We start from the raw sequence: 20,709 nt of genomic DNA, 5'->3' as shown, positions 1-20,709 counted from the left end.
ACTCACGTGCACGATAAATTATGCTAGGTGGTAAATTCACATGTCCGCTAACGAAAGATTAAGTTAATTCAATATGATTCATTTCATGTAGTAATTCGCGCGTCTCAACAAGAGGTAATCCGACTACCGCTGAATAACTACCCTTTATCGACTTAACAAAACACCCACCTAAGCCCTGAATACCATAGGCACCAGCTTTATCCATAGGTTCTTGCGTGTCGATATAGGCATTAATTGTTTCTAGTGTCAGCTGACAAAAAGTCACTTCTGTCTGACACAATCTCGTCAAAGTCTTAGAGCCGTTTGTTACAGCTACTGCTGTCATCACTTGATGAGTTTGACCTGATAATTCTAATAAAATTCGCTGTGCATCTTGCTTATCTTTAGGCTTTCCTAAAATCTGCTCACCCAATACCACGATCGTGTCTGAGCCAAGTACTTTAGGGTTAACTTCATCTGTACATAAACTCAAGCCAACTTGGGCTTTTTCAATGGCTAAACGCACCACAAAATCAGCTGCAGACTCACCCGCTAAATGTGACTCATCAATATCTGGTGCCACTTGTTTAAATGAAAACTGACTTTCAGAAAAACCGACCTGAGCAAATAACTCTTTACGTCTTGGAGAAGTTGAAGCGAGAACCCAGCCCATACTTAACGTACCTTATAACTGCGGCGAATATTGCGAAGTACCCAGAACACCCACCACCACATAAAAATGCTGGAAACCGCTGGTAAGAACATCGACCAGTCAAATGCGACACCATTGACGACAAATTCAACCCAATAAATGATGAAGTGATACAAGCAAATGAAAATAGCGACTAAAATTGACTGCTGCCAACGAGTAAAGTTACGCAATCGCTGTGATTGCATCACAATCACATAAATGACGATAGAGAAAGCCAATGAGCGTATTCCTAGGGTAGCCCCGAGTAATACATCCAATAGCACACCTAAAATCCAAGCGGTTAAAATGCTATAGCGGTGCGGCAGCGCCATTGCCCAGTAAATCATTACCATGAGCAACCAATCAGGTCGCCAAGCTTCAACGATTTTAGGCAGCGGCATGATTTGAAACATCATCCCGATAAAAATTGTCACTAATACGACAAAGCGGCCATTGGCGATATGCGCACTCATTGGCTTACCTCGTCTTGTGATTCATTTTGATTTGCTTCACTGCTCATTTCTGAACCTGTTGATTCTGCCGAAGCTGGCTCTGTCTGGCTAGGAAGTGTGGTTTCTGGCATTGTTGATTCAGGCAGTGTTGATGCAGGTAAATCATCTAGCCCATCATCAGGCCAAATTAATAATACATACCGAATGCGATCTAGAGCAGCGAGTGGCTGAGCAGAAATAACCGAGTAGCTTTGACCTGCATCGCGAGAGATTTTCATCACCCTAGCCACAGGGTAACCTTCAGGGAAGCGCTGGCCTAAGCCAGATGTAACCAATAAATCACCAACAACAATATCAGTACTTTTGGCCACATGACGCAATTCAATTTCGTCTATATCTCCGGTGCCTTGCGCCATTGCGCGGACATCATTTCGAGTGATGCGAACAGGAATACCGTGAGTGGGGTCGGTTACGAGTAACACTCGACTGGTGAGCTCGCTCACCTCAATGACTTGACCCACAACACCTTGTGCATCCACCACTGACTGACCAACAAACACACCAGTACGAGCGCCATGGTTTAATACCACATAATGTCTAAATGGATCGCTTGCCACTTCCATGACTTCTGCCACAACTTTGCGGGCATCCATGTGCACAGGCGAGCCTAATAACGCTCTTAAGCGCTCATTTTCTTGTCTTAAATGCTCAAAGCGTTGCAGCCGTTCTGACATCATTAGCTGTTGGCGCAATAACTCTTTATTTTGCATTGCCAGCATATTACGAGTGGCAATTGAGTCCGCCGACCAATCCAGTAATAAACCAGGGACATTTGCTAAATATTGTAAGGGACTTAAAACGGAAGAAATAGACTGACGAATTGGATCGAGACGATCATTAGCGATAAGCAATACCACCGACAAAAAAATTGCCAGTGTTAATCTAAATTGTTGCGATATACCACGAACAAAAATGGGTTTCATAATTTATAGGCGATGAAATTCTAAATAGTTTATTTAGAATCAACACCGCCTTATTTCGCTCTTTAGTTCTCTTCTGAGAATAAGTCGCCACCATGCATGTCGATCATCTCAAGGGCTTTACCACCACCTCGAGCAACACACGTTAATGGATCATCAGCAACCATGACTGGAATACCAGTTTCTTGCATTAGTAAACGATCTAAATCACGAAGTAATGCACCACCACCAGTAAGTACCATGCCACGCTCAGAAATATCTGAAGCAAGCTCTGGAGGAGATTGCTCTAGTGCAACCATCACAGCGCTAACAATGCCAGATAAAGGCTCTTGAAGAGCTTCTAGGATTTCATTACTGTTTAGCGTAAAGCTTCTTGGTACACCTTCAGCTAAGTTACGACCGCGTACTTCTATTTCAAGTACTTCATCGCCTGGATAAGCTGTGCCGATGGTATGTTTAATACGTTCTGCAGTTGCTTCACCAATCAAGCTGCCGTAGTTACGACGAACGTAATTGATAATGGCATCATCAAACTTGTCGCCACCGATACGCACCGATGATGAATAGACCACACCATTTAGTGAGATAATAGCAACTTCAGTAGTACCACCACCGATATCAACAACCATTGAACCGGTTGCCTCTGATACAGGTAAGCCTGCACCAATCGCCGCAGCCATTGGCTCTTCAATTAGATAAACTTCGCGAGCGCCTGCACCCATGGCAGATTCACGAATAGCACGACGTTCAACTTGTGTCGCACCAACCGGTACACACACTAAAACGCGCGGGCTTGGACGGAAAAAGCTATTGTTATGCACTTGCTTAATGAAGTGCTGTAACATTTTTTCTGTCACATAGAAGTCAGCAATAACACCGTCTTTCATTGGACGGATAGCTTGAATATTACCAGGAGTACGACCTAGCATTTGCTTTGCGTCTGTACCCACAGCAGCTACTGATTTTTGTCCGCTGCTGCCACGCTCACCACGAATGGCTACAACCGATGGTTCGTTAAGCACGATACCTTCGTCACGAACGTAAATTAATGTATTTGCCGTACCTAAATCGATCGATAGGTCGTTTGAAAAAACTCCACGCAGCTTTTTGAACATGTTCTAGCCTGTATTCTGTAACGTCAGAAGAAAGAAAAATCAGGTAACTTTATCAATGCCGCTCAGTTTCCACAAGACCGAACAGGTTAACAATCGCTAATCTAGGTGTTTTTTTTACATAATTAGCAAATTAAGCCCAAAGCGCATAAAAACAACAAAAATTCGAATAAAAAAACAGCGATTAATTCACATCTAAATATTAATAAGCAATACCTGAAATATTTGCCGATAAGCTATGTCTAAATAAAGCTTGCCCTAAGCTTTACCTAGCGATGATCAAAGTTATTTATCGTTTTTCTCGCCAATATATAATTCGATCATGGCCTCGATAACGCCCAAAGTAGGCACTTGCTCTTGGATCATACAAGGTGATTGAAGATGCATTTTCCCAATTCCAGTACCATTGAAGCCAATCAGGTACAACCAATGGCGCAGTGACTTGTCCGCGATAATCATTGGCAGAACCGGTAATAATGGCATTCCACAATAAGGTATATTCACCATTTGTGAAGCTAGCCGTTTGCCCTTTTCTCTCGATGGTTTGTCCTGTGGTTAAGCTTGGCTCAAACTGATAACCCAGTGCGACATTATCAACTTGGCTGGTTAATGCTGGTGTGACGACAGAACAGCTGTCATCGATATTTAACGTCCAAGCAGTCCCATTCCAATATTCAACTCTTGTTGGCATTTGCAAGGTGTCATTCTCTGCTCCATAGGTGTTATCCATTAACAGTCGACCATGGCGAAAACGCTGGTTAGATATTAGTTTCGCATCACAATTGCTGCCGCAGGTGCCAGAACTCGCTGCATTCATATCAGGATCTGAAACAAAGCTGTTATCACCATCGTTATCAACAACTATCACCCCAATGTCAAAATCCTCAAATGGTCCATCTTGGTTTGGCGCAACGGTTCGACTTAACGTCGCCATATAACTAGTATCGATAGCGGCAACACCATCAGACCAAGTACCAGCCGAAACGGGTAGTGCACTTAATCGATTGCGTTTGTCATCACCATCATTTGAATTTTCCCCCACTAACAATGCTGTAGCTTTAGCAAAAGCACCTTGGTAGTTTTTAGTGACGTCTGAACCAATGTTAAGCGCGTTAATGTTCATAGCCATTGAAAAGGGCTGATCCATATAATTAAAAATGCCACATGCCGGCAAAACACTAACATCACTAATCAAAAACCGGTCCGGTATAAAGCGGCCAATATTACCCGAACTAGCTAGCGGGATATCGTAAAAGCTGGAACCTAAGTAACTTGAAGGGGCTTTAGCGGTAAATTCAAAAACACCGACTTCACTGATCGATTGAGTGACAGTATTTTGATTATCTGCCGCCGCGACATGATCGTAATCATCTAGCCCGAGAGTTCCTTGCTCACCAGGAGTAGGCGATACAAGATTACGACCTAATACAATACCTGCATGTACATAATTTGGCGTGCTTAGGTTGTCACAATAATCTGTATCAGTATCCGATTGCCAAGCCATCCCTTGAATCTCAAGATTAAAGTCTTCACCTGCTTTTTTATAAACAGCGCAGCTGCTATCTCCAGCACTACAACTAGCATTTCCATCAAAAGGTTTAACACATAGTCCTACAGGAAAGCTGACAAAAGGATCTGCACCAACCATCACCAAGCCTGCCTCATCTCCAGTACCATCGTATTGGGCGTTTAATTGCACTTCTCCTGCATCAGGATAATTCACTTCAATTTCTGCGATACCGACACTATTAAAGTCCAAATTAATCGGCGTTCTTGCGCCATTACTCGTCCCAATATTTGTTACTGACCCAGCACCAGTGACGGAGACAGCTTGCCCTGATATCACATTATTCTCATCCGGGGATACATAATCACTCCAAAACCCAACGCTTTTAGTGACATCAGCAAATTGAGGAACACACTCGAGAGTTTCACTATCTTTCTCTACTGCTGAAATGGAAATGACGCCAGTGGGTTTATTCGCTAGCTTATCGGGCACATCAAAAATAAAGCCACTGTCAGCAAAGTTAAACGTACACTGCGCCGCTGTTGGGGTATTACCAGCAATGCTACATAAGGTCGTACTGAATGGTTTTGCACCTGGTGTAGAGCCAGTGACATCAACCGTTACTGGTCCTGCAGTATTATTTCGCAGTTCTAAATTGGTGCTACCGCCACTAAAGCTGACGACATTGCCTCCAACCCATCCCCCACCTGTCGCTATAGCTGATGGGCTTAATGTGGCCGTCACAAAGTCGGGCACTGTTTGGCTACAATCTTCATTTGCACAAGCTTTCAATGTCATTGGCTCAGCATTACAAGTTAATGCAGAACCAGTATGAGTAAATTCGAAATGATCTATCACAACGCCAATGGGGCTCGAGTCTAATGCACAAACTTCAATATCATCAATTTCATGGACATTGTTAGCCCCACCTGTTGAACCTGTAATTGATAACAGAAAATCGTCGGGCACTGCTGCTTGCGTAGCAAAAGATAGAATATCAAACTCAGGAACGATTTCGACAAAACCACTGCCAGAATCACGGGAGACTGAGACTAATGACTGTCCTGTTATACGTGAATCAATGACAATTCTATATCGATGATTGTCATTCTCGTTGTTATCGACAGGTGGAGTTAAACAGTCGCCTGTAGTATTAGTGGTACCGTTATTACATGTTCCGCGTAAATACGGATAACCTGAAGTGCCGCTGCCTGAGCCGCGAATCGATACACTTTGTTGTCTACGGCCAATGTTATTATCACCGCCTTCTGCTGAAAAATTACCATATTCATCGATACCAATACCCAACCAGCCGCCGGCAAATCCATCCACACCTGGTTTATAGCCATAACCTAATGGGCCACCTGATGAGCCAGGCTGTGGAGTAATCGATGCATCAGAAAATACCAGTGCAATACCATCTGCACCATTACCGTTATAGGCAAGGTGATCAAATTCAATTTCAATTAAGTTATCAGCAGCAGGAAATAGGCGTTGGTAAGTCGTTGAGGTCGCTTGACTGTTCTGCGCTTCAGTTAGCCTTAAACGGTTACCAACAATACTAGGCGTAAAGTTACCACTCGATCTTGCTGCGACCCAATCAGTGCCTAAGTCACTACGATTAAAGTCATCAGTAAAACATTGTGTCAGCGGCTCGACTTTTTCAATAGCAAAAAAGCTATAGTTTTCCCAAATATGACGACGGTCATTATCTCTGTAAGTATCTTCATCTACTGCCATACTGACAACAGAATTACTTAACTGGCATCGCCTTAGCCAACCACCATCACCACCACGGCGACTATTTTTACCCGCCACTAAAATCGGTGTTTCAGTAAAACCTATAAGCGGCGTTGTATATGCACATTGATAAGCAAGATCTTGAATATTGCCATTAGTAAATGTTTGCCCTGAGCCAAAATGATAATTTAGATTTTCACTGTTTAACACAATTGAGCCATTGCCCGATTGCACGGTCAAATACGCAACAGTTTCAGCTTGAATTTGGTTATTAGTTAAATCTCCAGGCTGGCAGCGTGTGTTGTTACTTCTGACTTCAGAAGTATCCATCGCTAATCGGATCCCTGCATTATTAAAAGCTGAAAGACTAGTAAACCAACAATTATTATTTTGAGTTTGTAATTGATTAAGGACCACATCTTGTGTGCTTGGCAATGCCACATTGACATACTGACTGTTAGAGCCGATTAACGCTTGTTCAAGCTCTACAGTACCAGCGATTAGCTGAGTACCATTAGATAAATCATGAGTACCTGCATTCACTGCAACCCAATGAACTTCGGTCATTGCTTTTGAAGCAACATATCGATTTGCAGGTGATGGAGATTCTTCTTTAGCCCAACTAAACCCTGTTTCAGTGGGAGTTCCAACTAAGAAAGTCGAAGCAGGACCATCACTATTAGTATTGGTTTGCTCTATTGTCGGCATTAAAAATACCAATGGTGTTACCCCTGAAGGAAATGGGGTATCAAACACGACATTACCATTAGTCGCTTTGCCATATTGGATATGAAATGGCTCAATTGGATCAACTGGCTCATTAATTTGGCCATCGCTATTCATAACAAGGTATTTAGATGTCACTCTGCCATTGATAGCGCCAGAGTTAATGGTAATTCTCTCGTCACTATAAACATTGGCATTAATCGTCGCTGGGATAGATGTACCATTCACATTTTGATTGTTTAACGTCAAATTGTTATAGGCAATAACTTGCACTCCAGCTTCTGCAAGTGAATTAATAGTACCGCCGTTTATTTGTGAACTCGTGCCAATGAAAATCCTTACTCGTCCAGTCGTTTCTATTTTACTAGGCGCATCAAGTTGAAGAGAGTTAATCCAATAATCCCCTTCGGGAAACTTCAGTATTGACCCACTGCCCGCTCGTATTGCATTAAATCGATATTCATCGTTATCAGAAGAGAATGTCACCGTACAATCAGAAAAAAGACTTAAAGAATTAAACTGAGTATCTCCGTTATCTCCCAGCGATATTTGATCGCCAGAATTACAAAAACCAATACTACCAGCTGAGCCATCACTATTTTCAAAGGCCTGATTACCATTCATCTTTAAACCGCGAATAGAGGCGCCAGTAATAGTACACAGCCTATCACCTCCAGTAGCAGTGTCGCAGCTATCAGTAGGTAAGCCGTTGTTAGTATTTATCGAGCAATAAGATAAATCATCGCCATTTGTGCCACTAATTCTTGAACCGGGATATATTGTTAACTGCGGATTATTAATAGTGTTACAGCCACTGTTATTGTCATTGTGATGCCCTTGAGCCACCGCAGCAAAAATAACGGATTCATCAATTTCATCAAATGACACCGCACTAAATGACATCGTAGTAGCCAACATCAACGTCATGAGTTTTATAGTCGTCAGATATCGATTAATCCCCACGTGCTTCTACCTCCACTTGGCGATTCACTCTTAAACAATTTGTTGTAGCAGCGTTTCCTGCGCAATCTCCAGTTTCGCACACTGCATTACTGGTGATTTGAAACTGGGTGATTCCGTCTACTGCTATAGCGTTACATGTCACCGCAACAGTGCAGCCATGAAAGCCTACAGAACTTGGCGGAGTCCAAGTTGAATTAGCGCTACATACACCAACAGCACCTGACAAAGGAAATAGTTTTGCCAGCTCTGCATCCGCTGCACTATTGGCACTAAACAAAGCCCTAGCTCCCCATACTTCAACATTGACGGATTCATCACCATCCTCCAACATTTTAATGAGGGTGCCTGCTAATAAAAACATCACAATCAATACAAAAACAGCAATAGCTAAAGCGCTACCTTGTTGGTAACGCAATCTCGGTACTCGTCGCTGGTTTTTACTCGATAGCTGATGATTAAGGGGCATTGGTCACCTGCACTTGGTGTTGGTACTTAAAAGTTTCGCCATTAACACTAAAGCGAGGCTCAAGATGCACAATTGAATTAGTCATCAAATTTTGCTCAGTGACTTTTATCGCTGGCTCTAGGAGTAAATTATTGGTTATATTTTCAGCCATCAATACACTCGACCCCATTCCAGTGGGAACGGGTTGACTCACTATGTAACCATAATTCGAATAACGATTTAAATTAACATTAGTTGTACCCGCTACAAGCTCAAAACAATAGCTCACAGGCTCGGCGGCGAAATATATTCTCTGAATAGGAGATTGTTCAGCAAACTGTACTAAACTGCCGAAATTCAGTGTAATTCTATCTGACGCCGAAGAGGCTGATTGCACTGAGAAACGCTTGTTTCGTGAAGCTTGATAAACATCATTTACACCGCTAATACTTTCATTTGCTAACGGATATACAATGGCAAATAGCCCACTTGCAATACTAATATTGTTATCTACCACAGTTCCCGTTGAAGCTGCTGCATTTGGGTAGATAGGCAATGTTAAATAGCTACTACTGGCTTCAATTGGTAGCATTTCAATGCATTGAAAACTGCCAGCAGCATCAGTGCGAAGTCTTACGCTATTTGGCACAGAGTTACGAATATCCCGCGTCATACGCTCCATAGCAAATCGACTTTGCCCCAGCACTTGATCAATTGAACTAGACTCAACAAAAATGCGCGTACCAAAGATAATAAAGCTACTAACACCCACAACGAGAATACCCAGAATGAGGATAACGGTCACCATCTCAACGAGAGTAAAACCAACTTGTTTTATACGATGATTAAAACCCATTAATAGTTACTCCTTACAGCTTGGTAAGTAATAACTTCATTCGATGGTGTTGTCACATCAATGGTAATAAGCTTTTGAGCTTGGCCATTTAGGTATTCAACTTCCACTTGCATCTGGTAACCCAGATAAACATCAGCGTAGGTTTGAGTGGAATCAAGCATATTACTGTTGATATTTAGGCCATGGTAATCATCAACATCATTGAAGTCGTTTCGGTTTTCTCCGTCATCTCCCAGATCACCTGAGTCAGTACAACTTACCCCAGGGTTAATAGGCGCTGTAGAGTTGCAAGCAGGTATGCCACCATTGGAATTGGTATTTTCATCATAGCGTTTACCCCAAATTTCATTCATTACTGAATGGGCTAATTCAGCAGAGCGCACCCGTGATAAGGTTTCAACGGCTCTATCAGCTTGAGGTAATAACATAGAAGTAAGCATCACTATTGCAATGCTTAACACCAGCATGCCAATAACAAGTTCAATTAAGGTAAAACCGAATTGGGATAGTTTTAGCGAAGGCGCACTAAAAACCTGATGAGACTGACGAGAGTTATAGTGCATGGACATAACCCTCAGATTCCATAGCAATACCTAAGGTTTCATCCGCCTTTACGACAAAACAAGTGCCATTACAGCCAAGGGTTGAGCGACCTAAATTATCAAAATCCATACTAAAACTAGTACTGCCATTACTGGCTAACTCAATAATCGCGCCGCCACTAAAGTCTTGTTTCGTATCTGTTCTAATAAGTTGGGCGTTAATACAGCCTGCAAAAGCGTTATTGATATTATGGCTATAAGTAGTGAGTTGATAACCATCTGAAGAAACGCTGATACGGTAACAACGATCGCTATTATTTAAGGCTTTTATTTGAACTTGTCTAAGCTCACTGATGAATTCATTTCTAAGGGTATAAGCACTATAACTTGATTCGGGCAATAACTTAGGTATTACAAATACAGCTATAATCCCCACAATTAAAATTGTAGTGACCAGCTCAATGAGCGAAAATCCCACAGAGTATTTATAAAGCTTATTTAGCCGCATCTGAATCGTGAATGCCTTTTGTTACATTTCCCTATACACAGTATGGCAAAATATAACACAAACGTCTTGATATCCTTTACTAAAAATACAATCGTATATACTTAAGGGAAGTTTGTATTTTTCTGGTTATTTTTAAATACAGATAATAAAAAAGGCCTGCAAGCAGACCTTTATAAACATAATGCTCTATTAGCAATCAGATGCCGTTGGCATAGGCAAGAAACCACTATTACCATCCGATACACCACTTTGGAATGTTGGAATACTGCCTTCTGTTTGAGCCTCAGTATATTCAATATAGCAAGAGTCTGGTGCACCTACTTGCTGAATTTTCACCGTGCCGTTAGTACCTGTAACATCCCAATCATCAGTAGGCATATCTACAGCTTTGATTAGTTCATCAGCATCACCTTGAGCATAACCAAACACTGTCACTAGATTGGTACTGGCACCAATATCAACTGAACCAGGATCTTTCTTTTCTTCTCCAGCAAGCGCTGCTTTTGAATACACTAAGCTGTTTGCACTTTGAATTGCCGCTTTAGCACCTTGCAATGTAGATACGCGAGCATCACCCTGTAAATTGATGAATTTAGGTGCAGCTGTTACTGCTAAAATACCCAAAATGATGATAACGACAACTAACTCAATTAACGTAAAACCTTGCTGTTTTTGCATTTGAAAACCTTCACTAAAATAGAACAACCACAGCCCTGATGAAACAATATTGTTTGTTCACGAGCTTATTCCTTTGTCACAACAATTTTATCACCATCCGATATTAGTCGCGTGTTACCCAAAGTACATAAAAGCTTTTAAAACTGATATTTAGGCACAAAAAAGCCTGCGCATAGCAGGCTTTGAAATCAATATGCTTTATATTAGCAATCTGAAGGATCTGGCATTGCTGAATATACTGGAACTGAAGATGCTGTAGCCGCTGTGTAAGAGAAGAAACATGTTGAAGGTGCACCAACTTGCCAAAATTCAAAACCTCCATTTGATTCATCAAAAATCCACTCTGTAGTCAGTGCACTATCTGATGGATCATCACTATCAGCTACACTAATTTCTAGAGCATTCTGAAAGTTTACAAGTGTAGGCGTCAAATAACCATAATCTGTTGTCACATCAACATTTGTTGGAGGAGTAGCATCGGCATCACCCGATAATGTAACCGTCTGTCCTGTTCCTTGTTCTTGCCCTGCTAATGCAGCTTTAGAGTAAACTAGTGTATTTGCCCCTTGAATAGCACCTTTTAAACCTTGTAAAGCTGAAACTCTTGCATCACCTTGAAGATTGATAAATTTAGGCGCTGCTGTCACAGCTAAAATACCAAGAATAATGATGACCACTACTAGTTCAATTAATGTAAAACCTTGTTGCTTTTGTTTGATATGCATAATGTCGACCCTTTATTAAAATCAAAAATATGTGAATTTTGTAAATCTGTTCATTTATTTTCTTTAAAAATGCCCACTCAATATTCCATATTTTGTGGTGATTCTTTTTAAATCTTAACCTGTCGCTATATTGCGACATACCCTTGTTACTTGTGATTAGTCATTACTAAAACTAAGCACTTGTCCTGTTCCTGGATTATATGTCACACCTTTTGCTCCTGCGGTATCTAAATCAGGAGTTGGAGAAGGTACGCCATTATTTGTATTCAATACTAATGAAGCCACTTGGTGGTAAACACATAAATCGATGTTATTTACTATTGCGCCATCGATTCCGGTTGCAGAGCCTCCACTTCCTCCAATGACTCTTACAGTGTAACGCTGATCACGTGCATCTTGATTTATCAGCACATTTCGAGGCGCGCTTTGTAAGACACTGTCAAATACTTCTTGGCAAGTAGCATTGCTCATTGAGGTAACACTAGTATTGGTTTCACCTGTTGGGAACCCAAAGCGAACGTCTAGTGAGACAGATGTTCCATCTAAAATAACTGAATCGTTACGGCGACCATCCACTTCCCACTGTGCTCGAACAAAGCCTACAGCTGTCGCTAAGCCACCAGTTACACCTTCGACACTCGCATTTTGCGCATCTTCAGTGACATTCAAAAAACGCGGTATCGCAGTCGCTGCTAATAAACCAAGAATAACGATAACAATCACTAATTCGATTAACGAGAAGCCTTGTTGTTTAAATTTCATATTAAATCACCTTTATTGCGACTTACACTTGTTAGACTACAATTACAACCGTAAGACCATTGTTACTTAGTCAAAGCTATCATGTAAATAAATTTTAGCACCATTTATACAATTAAACATTTGTATTAGTTAAATATTAGCCATTGTCATCAAAAAAAATCACCCTTCCTGATGTCGTTTGATAGCTAATACTGCCACTTTGCTCAGTTGCAAAACGACAAATTTTTGTCTCATTTTGATATAAAACCTCAGCTTTAATATCATGCAAATCACTTGCCATTAACTGTTGCCAAAGCTCTTTACAGCCTGCTACAGACTCACTGTCTAGCTGTGGCCAACCTTCATCAGACATCTTGATAATATTTTTGCTGGCGCGGATACTATCAGTTTCAAACTGTTTATTTGCTGAACTAACACTCATATTTTCCCAACTCAACTTTAAAGAGTCAGGCCTGCCCTGGCTAAGCCATTGACTCTTCACCATAGCCAACACATATAACAATCTGCTGTGCTCAAGCTCTAAACTTTTAGTACCTATACTATCGACAGTTGAAAAGTGCTTTGTACCAATAACACCCATGATGACAATGATTAGGGTAAGCGAAATAATACGAGCATAAGTCTTGAGAAGATCGTTTTCTGATTTCTGCTGCTTTCGCATTATGCAACCAACTCAGTTGTGTTAATTTCGAACTGCAACTTGATGATTAACATAGACCTGTAACTCAACATGCTAGTTCCCCTTAACCTTTTACAACATTGAGCATGTCCCACATAGGTAAGTAAATACCCAATGCTAGGATGAGAACAATACCGGCGACAAACCCAATTAAAATCGGCTCTAATTTGGCGGTTAAGTTTTTCAAATCATAATCAACTTCACCTTCATAAAAATCTGCAGCATCATTAAGCAATTGATCTATCTGACCTGTTTCCTCACCCACCGCAACCATTTGCAGTACCAAAGGAGTAAACAAACCACTTTGATTAGAAACCCTTAACATAGATTCACCGGACTCAATTCCGCGCCTCATTGCCACGATACGATCATGCATATAACTATTATCTACCGCATCAGCAACTAAACTTAACGCTTGGGTCATTGGCACACCTGCGCCTAACATCATCGAAAAGCTTCTACAGTATCGAGATAAAGTAGAGCGCTCGATAATTGAGCCCACAGCTGGAATATGTAACTTCCATTTGTCCCATTGCCGCTCACCTTTCTCTGTATGATGCCAGTATCGTATTCCAACGATCACGCCCACCAGAGCGACTAGCATGACATGCCAGTAATTAACAAATAAGCTAGATGTCGCCATTAACAATTTGGTGGCCCACGGTAAATCAGCCCCAAAACGGGAGAACATTTCGGCAAATTTAGGGATGACCATGATATTAAGGATCACCATGGCAATGGTTATCGCGATTAATACAAAAATGGGGTAACGCATTGCAGACTTAATTCGACGGCGGGTTTCTTGTTCTCGCTCTATATACCCAGAAAGCTGAATGAACGCGTCTTCTAATTTACCGGTATTCTCGCCTACATGAACCATTGAGATGAACAAAGAATCAAATACATCTTGATGTTGATTCATCGCAGCAGATAAAGGACGACCAGAGGTTAGTTGCTCAGAAATATCATTTAACGCATCCTTCATACGCTGAGAATGTGTTGTTTCAGCAAGACCTGCAATAGCTCTTAAAATAGGGATGCCAGAACGCGTGAGAGAGTACATTTGTCGAGTGAAAATTTGTAGCTCTTCCAATGACACTTTACTGGCGAATATACTGCCTATTTTAAATGGTTGAGATTGCTTAACTTCACGCAGTTCGAGAGGAATAATTCCACGAGACATCAGCGCATCTGCTGCGCTACTTTCGTTGGCAGATTCAATAAACGCTTCTACTGCAGCGCCTTGATTATTTCGACCTCGATACCGGTAAGTCGGCATAATTACACCCCACTCCCAATGTCATTAGGTAAATCGCTTGGAAGTTCACTGACATCCTCAACTAACTTCGCGACCTCTTCGATAGTCGTCATACCATTATATAAATATTCAAAAGCAGAATCAGCCAATGGAACAAAAGTTGGGCTCTTTTTAGCAGCATGAGCGAAATCCTGCGGGTTTCCAGTCCGCATTGCATCCACCATATCATCATCTAATTCTAGAATCTCAAAAATACCAATACGGCCACGGTAACCCGAACCATTGCAACTTTGACAACCTGTACCAACCTTATAGGTTGCCGCAGAAAAATCTTTTTTAGCCGTTGAATTAATCCAAGCTAATTCGGCAGCACTAGGTTGATGGTGAGTCATACAATTAGGGCAAACACGCCTTACTAGCCTTTGTGCAATAATCACTCTAAGTGCACTGGCAACGAGGTAACTGGCAGCCCCCATATCGAGCAATCGCAACGCACTGGTAATGGCGTCATTGGTATGCAGTGTTGATAATACAAAGTGACCAGTCAATGCCCCTCGAAGACCAATCTCAACGGTTTCTTGGTCACGCATCTCACCGACCATAATGATATCGGGATCTTGTCGTAAAGTGGTACGAAGTACATTAGAGAAATTTAAGCCAATTTTATGGTTAACCTGAACTTGGTTAATTCGCGGTAACTGATATTCAACCGGATCTTCAACGGTAATAATTTTAGTATCAGGTTTGTTGAGTTCACTCAAAATTCCGTACAAAGTAGTGGTTTTACCGCTACCTGTTGGTCCTGTCACTAACAGCATACCGTGAGGTCGCTTAATCTGTTTACGGATCCGCTGCAAGATATGATCTGGCATACCCGTTTCGTTCAGGGTCAATAAACCTGCGGATTGATCCAGCAAACGCATTACAACAGATTCACCATGATAAATAGGCATCGTTGACATACGAATATCAATTTTATGACCTTTGATTTCAATATGAAAACGGCCATCTTGTGGCATACGCTTTTCAGAAATATCCAAACCTGCCATCAGCTTTAATCGCAATACTAACGCTGAGGCAATATTAACTTCATCAAGAGTATTCTCGTGCAATTGACCATCAATACGTTGGCGTATTCTTAGTACTTTTTCACCTGGTTCAATATGAATATCCGATGCGCGCATTTGCACTGCATCTTCAAAAATCGATTGCAGTAATTTTACTACTGTCGTTTCATTATCGCTGTCGCTGTCAGTGATGCTCGCCAAATCGAACATATCATCTGCAGCGTACTCTTCTTCCAGCTCACCGGCTATTTTGGCAATTTCACCCGTGCGGCGATATAAATTATCGAACGCATCTAATAGTTGTTGCTCTGGGGTGACTGCAATCGTGACTTTTTTAGGTGCGATAAACACTTCTAAATTATCAATTGCTTGTAAATCAGCGGGGTCACTCATTGCCAATGTCACAGTATCGGAAGTCGCCTCAACGACCAAAGCACGATAGCGCCTTGCTTGCACTTCAGGAATGAGGTTAACAACTTCAGAAGGGATCGACAGACGGCTGATATCTAGATACGGTAAATTTAACTGTTGTGATAAGAACTTAAGTAACTGATCTTCAGTGATACAATTCAAATCAATTAAGGTACGACCCAGCTTTTTACCTGAGTTACGTTGCTCAGAAAGTGCTTGGGTTAATTGATCGTCAGTAATAATGTGCTCTTGAACGAGAAGGTCGCCTAATCGCATTTTTAATTTAGGTTTCATTGGCTACCTCCTAGTTGAATCAATCGTTGTTCAATATATGTCATAGCGCCAGTTGATAGTCCCCGATAAGACAAAGCTTTTTGATAAGCATCAGCAGCTTGCGAATATTGTTGTTGTGAGTCTAACGCATAAGCCAACCCCATCCACCAACGTGCTTGCGAAGGTTCTATGGCAATTAGCGAGCGGTAAGCAGATTCAGCGAGTTCAAAGCGGCCATTTTTTTGTGCTATGTCACTTTGTAGAATCCACTTATCTCTTTTCCAATCACTTTCATCACTCACCCCTTCTAAAGTCGTCAATGCTTTCATTGGGCTAAAAGATGCATTCTCAACTTTGGCTTTTAAAATGGCTAATTCAAATTCCTCAGGAAATTGAGCCACACCCTGCGCTAAAATTTGTTCTGCTCGACCCAAATTATTGAGCGCGTAATACAAGGAAGCCAGTTGCTTTCTCGCTTGATGCATTGAAGGATCAAGCACTAAAGCTTCGTAGTAAAATTTAACTGCTCTATCAATTTTTTGTTGCTGCTCAGCCACTTCTGCAATATCGAATTTCTTTTGTGCAAGTTCTGCATCTGTCAGTATGACTTCTTTTACTGCCATAACACCTTTAGTGTTATTACTTGAACTTAACTCTGCTTTATTGTTGCTGTTAACTTGTTTAGTTTGAGCTAACTTATTATCAGATTTTTCTGTGCTTACATTGGATTTCACATCATCAACAATCGAAGACTTTCGTGTATTCTGTGAAAATCTAACTTGCACGGTAGAAGTGTCATTATTGGCCTTCGAAGGCTTTAATGAATTTACTTCAGTAATAGACGCCATTTTAGAGTCTACTTTTACAACAGCCTTTGGCTCTTGTAACTCTGTAGAGACAGATTGTGTAGCTAAAGTACTTTCAGTAACCGACGAGTTTGTTGTATTACCGCTTACTACCTCATCAGCACTAGAGACTTTAGAAGTATTTTCTACATCAGCAGCTACTGATACTTCTTTAGGGTTTACTAGAGCAATTGTTGAAGCCTCGGTTACTTCACTTGTAACGCTCTCATGTGAAACGTTTTCACTCTGAGTCATAACCACTTCTACACCATCGATATCACTGCTTTTAGATTCATTAACTGGCACTTCAGTAAATGTATTCGCATCAATCGCCGCTGTTGTTTCAGTTTCAGTTTCAGTTTGAGCCTGAGTTTGTCTCGCTTCAGCCAATGGCTGCAGATTTTGTATCTGAACGCCTTGGCGATAAAACATAAACCCGAAAATAGCCACGGCAATTAGCATAGCAATCGACATATACATCCCTTTACGGGAGGATAGCTCATCTGAGCTAGCAGTATTGAGTTGGCTAGTAAACTGCACTTCAGGTTTCACAAAACCTGAATTTGACTCGCCAGCATTACTGCCTGTCGACTGCTTCTGCTTATCGAGGTCTTTTAGTACTTTATTAATAACGCTCATATTGACTCTCTTAACATCGATAACCAGTCAACATCGATAACCAGTAGTGTTACCAGTGAAGCGCCTAAAATTGATAAACCTATAATGAGTGAAATAAATAACCTTCTGCTTTGTTTTTTAACTATCAGTCGTTCTGCATCTTCAGTATCAACAATGGCGGCTTTGCAGTGCTTGGTTAATACCTTATTACTGCCTTCAGCGAAACATAACAATAGGGCTTTATTGACAATCACATTGACCAAACGAGGGATCCCCCTAGCCGCTTTTGATACCAGTTTAATATCACTATCTGTGAAAAGTGCCTCGCCTTGATAACCCGCAATAGATAAACGGTAATTAATATAGGCTTGAATTTCATCCCACAGTAAAGGTCTTAAGCGATAGCTAAAGGTAATCCGCTGTTTTAGTTGCCTTAATGATTTATCTTGTAAACGGTTATCCAGTTCTGGCTGACCAAATAGCACGACCTGAATAAGCTTGGTGCTTTCGGTCTCTAAATTAGTAAACAACCTCAATGTTTCCAGGCTCTCGTTAGGCAACGCCTGAGCTTCATCTAACACCAAAATCACTTTCAGCCCTTGGCTATTCAGTTCCAGTAATTGATTCTGGATAAGACCAGTTAATTGCTGTTGATTAAGGTTTTCTTGTAACGGAATGCCTAATTCTGTAGCCAGTGCCCAACGTAACTCTTCAGGGCTTAAATAAGGATTTGGAACATAAGCACACTGATAATTTGCTGGTAATTCATTTAATAACTTTCGGCAAATAAGGGTTTTGCCAGTGCCAACTTCACCAGTCACCTTGATAAAACCCTCACCATTTTCTATGGCGATTTGCAGTACCTGCAAGGCCTCAACATGAGGCGTTAACCCGAAAAAAAATTGTGTATTTGGGGTTAACGTAAACGGTAATTGATTTAAACCAAAATGCTGTTGGTACATAGCACTATTAACGGTATTAACCGTTACTCCTGCTCAGGGTACCAACGATCTAATAAATCTTTAGAGCGTTGTAATTCTTTACTCCAGGTATCAGCACCGACCACCGTTGGCTTTAGCATGATGATTAATTCAGTTTTTACAGTCGATTTGCTTCGGTTAGTAAATGCTTCACCAAGAAAAGGAATATCGCCAAGTAATGGTACTTTTGAAATAGCTTCAATATTCTCACTCTTCATCAAGCCACCAATGACCACAACATCACCTGATGAAGCTTTAATCACAGTATCTGATTCACGTATTTCACTTTGAGCCAAAGGTAACTCGAGAGTTGAGCCACTGATTTTAATTTCTTTAACTTGCTCGGAAACATCGATAACCGATGGATGCACATGCAATAGCACATTACCTTCAGCATCGATTTGCGGGGTGACATCTAAAGCAATACCTGAAAAGAAAGGCGTTAATTCAACTTCTGGCGTTGTTACAGGGGTTGTACCCGCAACCGTTGTAGAAGAAACATCAGTAACAAAGTACTCGTCGTTACCGACCTTAATTACCGCTTTTTGGTTATTTGATGCTGTAACACGTGGACTAGAAAGAACATCAACATCACCTTGAGTATCTAGCAAACTAATCATGGTGCTGAAGTCTGTACCAGTTAAGCTAATAGAAGTTACACCACCAATCACATTAGTAATTTGATCGCTTAATCCAGAACCTGGTGATGTACCAAAATTAATGTCAGTGCTACCTGCATGTCCTAATACGTTATCCCACTGAATACCTTGCTGGTATCCATCAGATAATGTGACTTCTAAAATTTTGGCTTCTAAAATCACTTGGCGTTGCAGGTGAGTCTCAGCTTTATTTAAGAATGTGCTCACTTGGCGCAGCTCATCAGGATAAGCTCTTACCGTCACTAATCCAGCTTGTGGTGTAATCACCACTTGGCGACCGCCACCAGAACTGCCAATAATTGAAACCAAGGTTTTTTCTAGTTCACCCCAAAAATTCGTTTTCGTGGTAGAACGAATAAAGGTGCCGTTAGTATTATCAGTGTTATCACTATTACTGCTGTTAGAGTTATTACTGCTACTAGAGCTATTGTTACTAGAAGAATTATTATTCGAGTTTGAATTGGAATTATCGTTATTATCTGAAATACGACCTGAACTTACAGAGGTAAGCGACAAGCCTTCACGTTCCATATAGAGGTAATTTAGAGGGTAGGTTTGTGTGCGCATACCTGATGGGAATATCCGTAAAATTCGCCCTTCACGACTCACTTCGTAGCCATAAATATCTTCAACGACTTTAATCACTTCAGACAATGTCACGCCATTTAGTGAAATAGAAATCGAACCTGTCACATCAGGATGTACTGCCACACTTAACGGAGTGCCCTGTACCAAGCTTGGAAAAAAGACTTTTGCATCCACATCGTTAGCAGAAACATCAAAACGTCGCTCTTTTGGTAATACAGGACTTGCGCCTCCCAACAGGCTTGAGCCATTCAATTCACGCTGAACCTCTTCAGGCATTTGCGCAGGCGGTGGCACAATGTTTTGTGCAGCTTGTGCCTGGTCTAACGATTGAGTTAACTCTGTTTTAGACGCAGTAGGATCGGGTCTATCCGTGGTTTGACAACCAAGCAAACAAAGAGATAGCAGAGGGGTGGCATATTTTATCAAATTCATTTTTATTTTTGTCCTATCGCTCTGTTATCGATTGAAAAAGCTTAAGTTTTCGCCCGTCTGACAAATTAACGTAGCTTTTTCCGATGTATTCAACTCTTATCCCATCAATGCGGTCGCCAACGAATAAGATTTTGTTATTAATAACTGCATGAGGCTTGGCACTGTTAACAATACTATTAAGTACTAAGGAGCCTGCCCTTTCAGCATTCCCAGTAACGCTTACATAACCTTGA

18 protein-coding genes are annotated in these 20,709 nt (G+C 41.2%); all 18 read right to left on the bottom strand.

Features of this window, described 5'->3' with window-relative positions; genetic code table 11:
* Positions 1–58: 58 nt before the first annotated feature.
* Complete coding sequence (locus tag FNZ24_RS07480; RefSeq protein WP_153913860.1) at positions 59–652, bottom strand: Maf family protein; 594 nt, start codon at positions 650–652, stop codon at positions 59–61.
* Between the two features lie 2 nt (positions 653–654).
* A complete protein-coding gene (gene mreD, locus FNZ24_RS07475) occupies positions 655–1,143 on the bottom strand; it encodes a rod shape-determining protein MreD (protein WP_153913859.1) in 489 nt (162 codons plus the stop codon).
* Positions 1,140–2,105: a rod shape-determining protein MreC gene (mreC, locus tag FNZ24_RS07470; RefSeq protein ID WP_153913858.1), complete on the bottom strand. Its 966-nt coding sequence runs from the start codon at positions 2,103–2,105 to the stop codon at positions 1,140–1,142. The genes mreD and mreC overlap by 4 nt, the downstream gene beginning before the upstream one ends.
* A gap of 62 nt (positions 2,106–2,167) precedes the next feature.
* Entirely contained in the window at positions 2,168–3,217 is a 1,050-nt protein-coding gene (locus FNZ24_RS07465; RefSeq protein WP_055022908.1) for a rod shape-determining protein, read from the bottom strand.
* Between the two features lie 286 nt (positions 3,218–3,503).
* Positions 3,504–8,090 (bottom strand): DUF6701 domain-containing protein, encoded by a 4,587-nt coding sequence (locus FNZ24_RS07460; protein ID WP_228768412.1) that lies wholly within the window; start codon positions 8,088–8,090, stop codon positions 3,504–3,506.
* Between the two features lie 49 nt (positions 8,091–8,139).
* A complete protein-coding gene (locus FNZ24_RS07455; protein WP_153913857.1) occupies positions 8,140–8,616 on the bottom strand; it encodes an MSHA biogenesis protein MshP in 477 nt (158 codons plus the stop codon).
* Positions 8,606–9,451: a PilW family protein gene (locus FNZ24_RS07450; protein ID WP_153913856.1), complete on the bottom strand. Its 846-nt coding sequence runs from the start codon at positions 9,449–9,451 to the stop codon at positions 8,606–8,608. Before FNZ24_RS07450 ends, FNZ24_RS07455 begins: the two co-directional genes overlap by 11 nt.
* Entirely contained in the window at positions 9,451–10,014 is a 564-nt protein-coding gene (locus FNZ24_RS07445; protein ID WP_153913855.1) for a type II secretion system protein, read from the bottom strand. The genes FNZ24_RS07450 and FNZ24_RS07445 overlap by 1 nt, the downstream gene beginning before the upstream one ends.
* Positions 10,004–10,501, bottom strand: coding sequence for a type II secretion system protein (locus tag FNZ24_RS07440; RefSeq protein ID WP_153913854.1), 498 nt, complete (start codon positions 10,499–10,501; stop codon positions 10,004–10,006). Before FNZ24_RS07440 ends, FNZ24_RS07445 begins: the two co-directional genes overlap by 11 nt.
* 189 nt (positions 10,502–10,690) lie before the next feature.
* Positions 10,691–11,179 (bottom strand): type II secretion system protein, encoded by a 489-nt coding sequence (locus FNZ24_RS07435; RefSeq protein WP_153913853.1) that lies wholly within the window; start codon positions 11,177–11,179, stop codon positions 10,691–10,693.
* A 203-nt stretch (positions 11,180–11,382) separates the two neighbouring features.
* Positions 11,383–11,904 (bottom strand): type II secretion system protein, encoded by a 522-nt coding sequence (locus FNZ24_RS07430; protein WP_153913852.1) that lies wholly within the window; start codon positions 11,902–11,904, stop codon positions 11,383–11,385.
* A 156-nt stretch (positions 11,905–12,060) separates the two neighbouring features.
* Positions 12,061–12,666, bottom strand: a complete 606-nt coding sequence (locus tag FNZ24_RS07425) for a pilin (protein WP_153913851.1) — start codon at positions 12,664–12,666, stop codon at positions 12,061–12,063.
* A gap of 136 nt (positions 12,667–12,802) precedes the next feature.
* Complete coding sequence (locus tag FNZ24_RS07420; protein ID WP_153913850.1) at positions 12,803–13,327, bottom strand: MSHA biogenesis protein MshF; 525 nt, start codon at positions 13,325–13,327, stop codon at positions 12,803–12,805.
* An 82-nt stretch (positions 13,328–13,409) separates the two neighbouring features.
* Positions 13,410–14,624, bottom strand: coding sequence for a type II secretion system F family protein (locus FNZ24_RS07415; protein ID WP_153913849.1), 1,215 nt, complete (start codon positions 14,622–14,624; stop codon positions 13,410–13,412).
* Positions 14,625–14,626: 2 nt separating this feature from the next.
* On the bottom strand, positions 14,627–16,375 hold the full coding sequence (locus FNZ24_RS07410; protein WP_153913848.1) for a GspE/PulE family protein: 1,749 nt from the start codon (positions 16,373–16,375) through the stop codon (positions 14,627–14,629).
* The gene (locus tag FNZ24_RS07405) at positions 16,372–17,838 is read right to left on the bottom strand and encodes a tetratricopeptide repeat protein (protein WP_153913847.1); all 1,467 of its coding nucleotides are present in this window, start codon (positions 17,836–17,838) and stop codon (positions 16,372–16,374) included. Before FNZ24_RS07405 ends, FNZ24_RS07410 begins: the two co-directional genes overlap by 4 nt.
* Positions 17,835–18,779, bottom strand: a complete 945-nt coding sequence (locus FNZ24_RS07400) for an ExeA family protein (protein ID WP_153913846.1) — start codon at positions 18,777–18,779, stop codon at positions 17,835–17,837. The genes FNZ24_RS07405 and FNZ24_RS07400 overlap by 4 nt, the downstream gene beginning before the upstream one ends.
* Positions 18,780–18,802: 23 nt before the next feature.
* Positions 18,803–20,476: a pilus (MSHA type) biogenesis protein MshL gene (mshL, locus tag FNZ24_RS07395; RefSeq protein ID WP_153913845.1), complete on the bottom strand. Its 1,674-nt coding sequence runs from the start codon at positions 20,474–20,476 to the stop codon at positions 18,803–18,805.
* Between the last annotated feature and the right edge of the window lie 233 nt (positions 20,477–20,709).

It is taken from the genome of Shewanella sp. TC10, from assembly GCF_009663145.1.
Lineage (GTDB): Bacteria > Pseudomonadota > Gammaproteobacteria > Enterobacterales > Shewanellaceae > Shewanella.
Note: the sequence above shows the minus strand (reverse complement) of the source record. Positions and strands in the feature narration are given on the sequence as shown.

What these genes read in the sequence shown, in the direction of transcription:
- FNZ24_RS07480 (WP_153913860.1), bottom strand. Translation starts at nt 652, where the DNA reads ATGGGCTGGGTTCTCGCTTCAACTTCTCCAAGACGTAAAGAGTTATTT.
- mreD (WP_153913859.1), bottom strand. Translation starts at nt 1,143, where the DNA reads ATGAGTGCGCATATCGCCAATGGCCGCTTTGTCGTATTAGTGACAATT.
- mreC (WP_153913858.1), bottom strand. Translation starts at nt 2,105, where the DNA reads ATGAAACCCATTTTTGTTCGTGGTATATCGCAACAATTTAGATTAACA.
- FNZ24_RS07465 (WP_055022908.1), bottom strand. Translation starts at nt 3,217, where the DNA reads ATGTTCAAAAAGCTGCGTGGAGTTTTTTCAAACGACCTATCGATCGAT.
- FNZ24_RS07460 (WP_228768412.1), bottom strand. Translation starts at nt 8,090, where the DNA reads ATGTCATTTAGTGCGGTGTCATTTGATGAAATTGATGAATCCGTTATT.
- FNZ24_RS07455 (WP_153913857.1), bottom strand. Translation starts at nt 8,616, where the DNA reads ATGCCCCTTAATCATCAGCTATCGAGTAAAAACCAGCGACGAGTACCG.
- FNZ24_RS07450 (WP_153913856.1), bottom strand. Translation starts at nt 9,451, where the DNA reads ATGGGTTTTAATCATCGTATAAAACAAGTTGGTTTTACTCTCGTTGAG.
- FNZ24_RS07445 (WP_153913855.1), bottom strand. Translation starts at nt 10,014, where the DNA reads ATGCACTATAACTCTCGTCAGTCTCATCAGGTTTTTAGTGCGCCTTCG.
- FNZ24_RS07440 (WP_153913854.1), bottom strand. Translation starts at nt 10,501, where the DNA reads ATGCGGCTAAATAAGCTTTATAAATACTCTGTGGGATTTTCGCTCATT.
- FNZ24_RS07435 (WP_153913853.1), bottom strand. Translation starts at nt 11,179, where the DNA reads ATGCAAAAACAGCAAGGTTTTACGTTAATTGAGTTAGTTGTCGTTATC.
- FNZ24_RS07430 (WP_153913852.1), bottom strand. Translation starts at nt 11,904, where the DNA reads ATGCATATCAAACAAAAGCAACAAGGTTTTACATTAATTGAACTAGTA.
- FNZ24_RS07425 (WP_153913851.1), bottom strand. Translation starts at nt 12,666, where the DNA reads ATGAAATTTAAACAACAAGGCTTCTCGTTAATCGAATTAGTGATTGTT.
- FNZ24_RS07420 (WP_153913850.1), bottom strand. Translation starts at nt 13,327, where the DNA reads ATGCGAAAGCAGCAGAAATCAGAAAACGATCTTCTCAAGACTTATGCT.
- FNZ24_RS07415 (WP_153913849.1), bottom strand. Translation starts at nt 14,624, where the DNA reads ATGCCGACTTACCGGTATCGAGGTCGAAATAATCAAGGCGCTGCAGTA.
- FNZ24_RS07410 (WP_153913848.1), bottom strand. Translation starts at nt 16,375, where the DNA reads ATGAAACCTAAATTAAAAATGCGATTAGGCGACCTTCTCGTTCAAGAG.
- FNZ24_RS07405 (WP_153913847.1), bottom strand. Translation starts at nt 17,838, where the DNA reads ATGAGCGTTATTAATAAAGTACTAAAAGACCTCGATAAGCAGAAGCAG.
- FNZ24_RS07400 (WP_153913846.1), bottom strand. Translation starts at nt 18,779, where the DNA reads ATGTACCAACAGCATTTTGGTTTAAATCAATTACCGTTTACGTTAACC.
- mshL (WP_153913845.1), bottom strand. Translation starts at nt 20,476, where the DNA reads ATGAATTTGATAAAATATGCCACCCCTCTGCTATCTCTTTGTTTGCTT.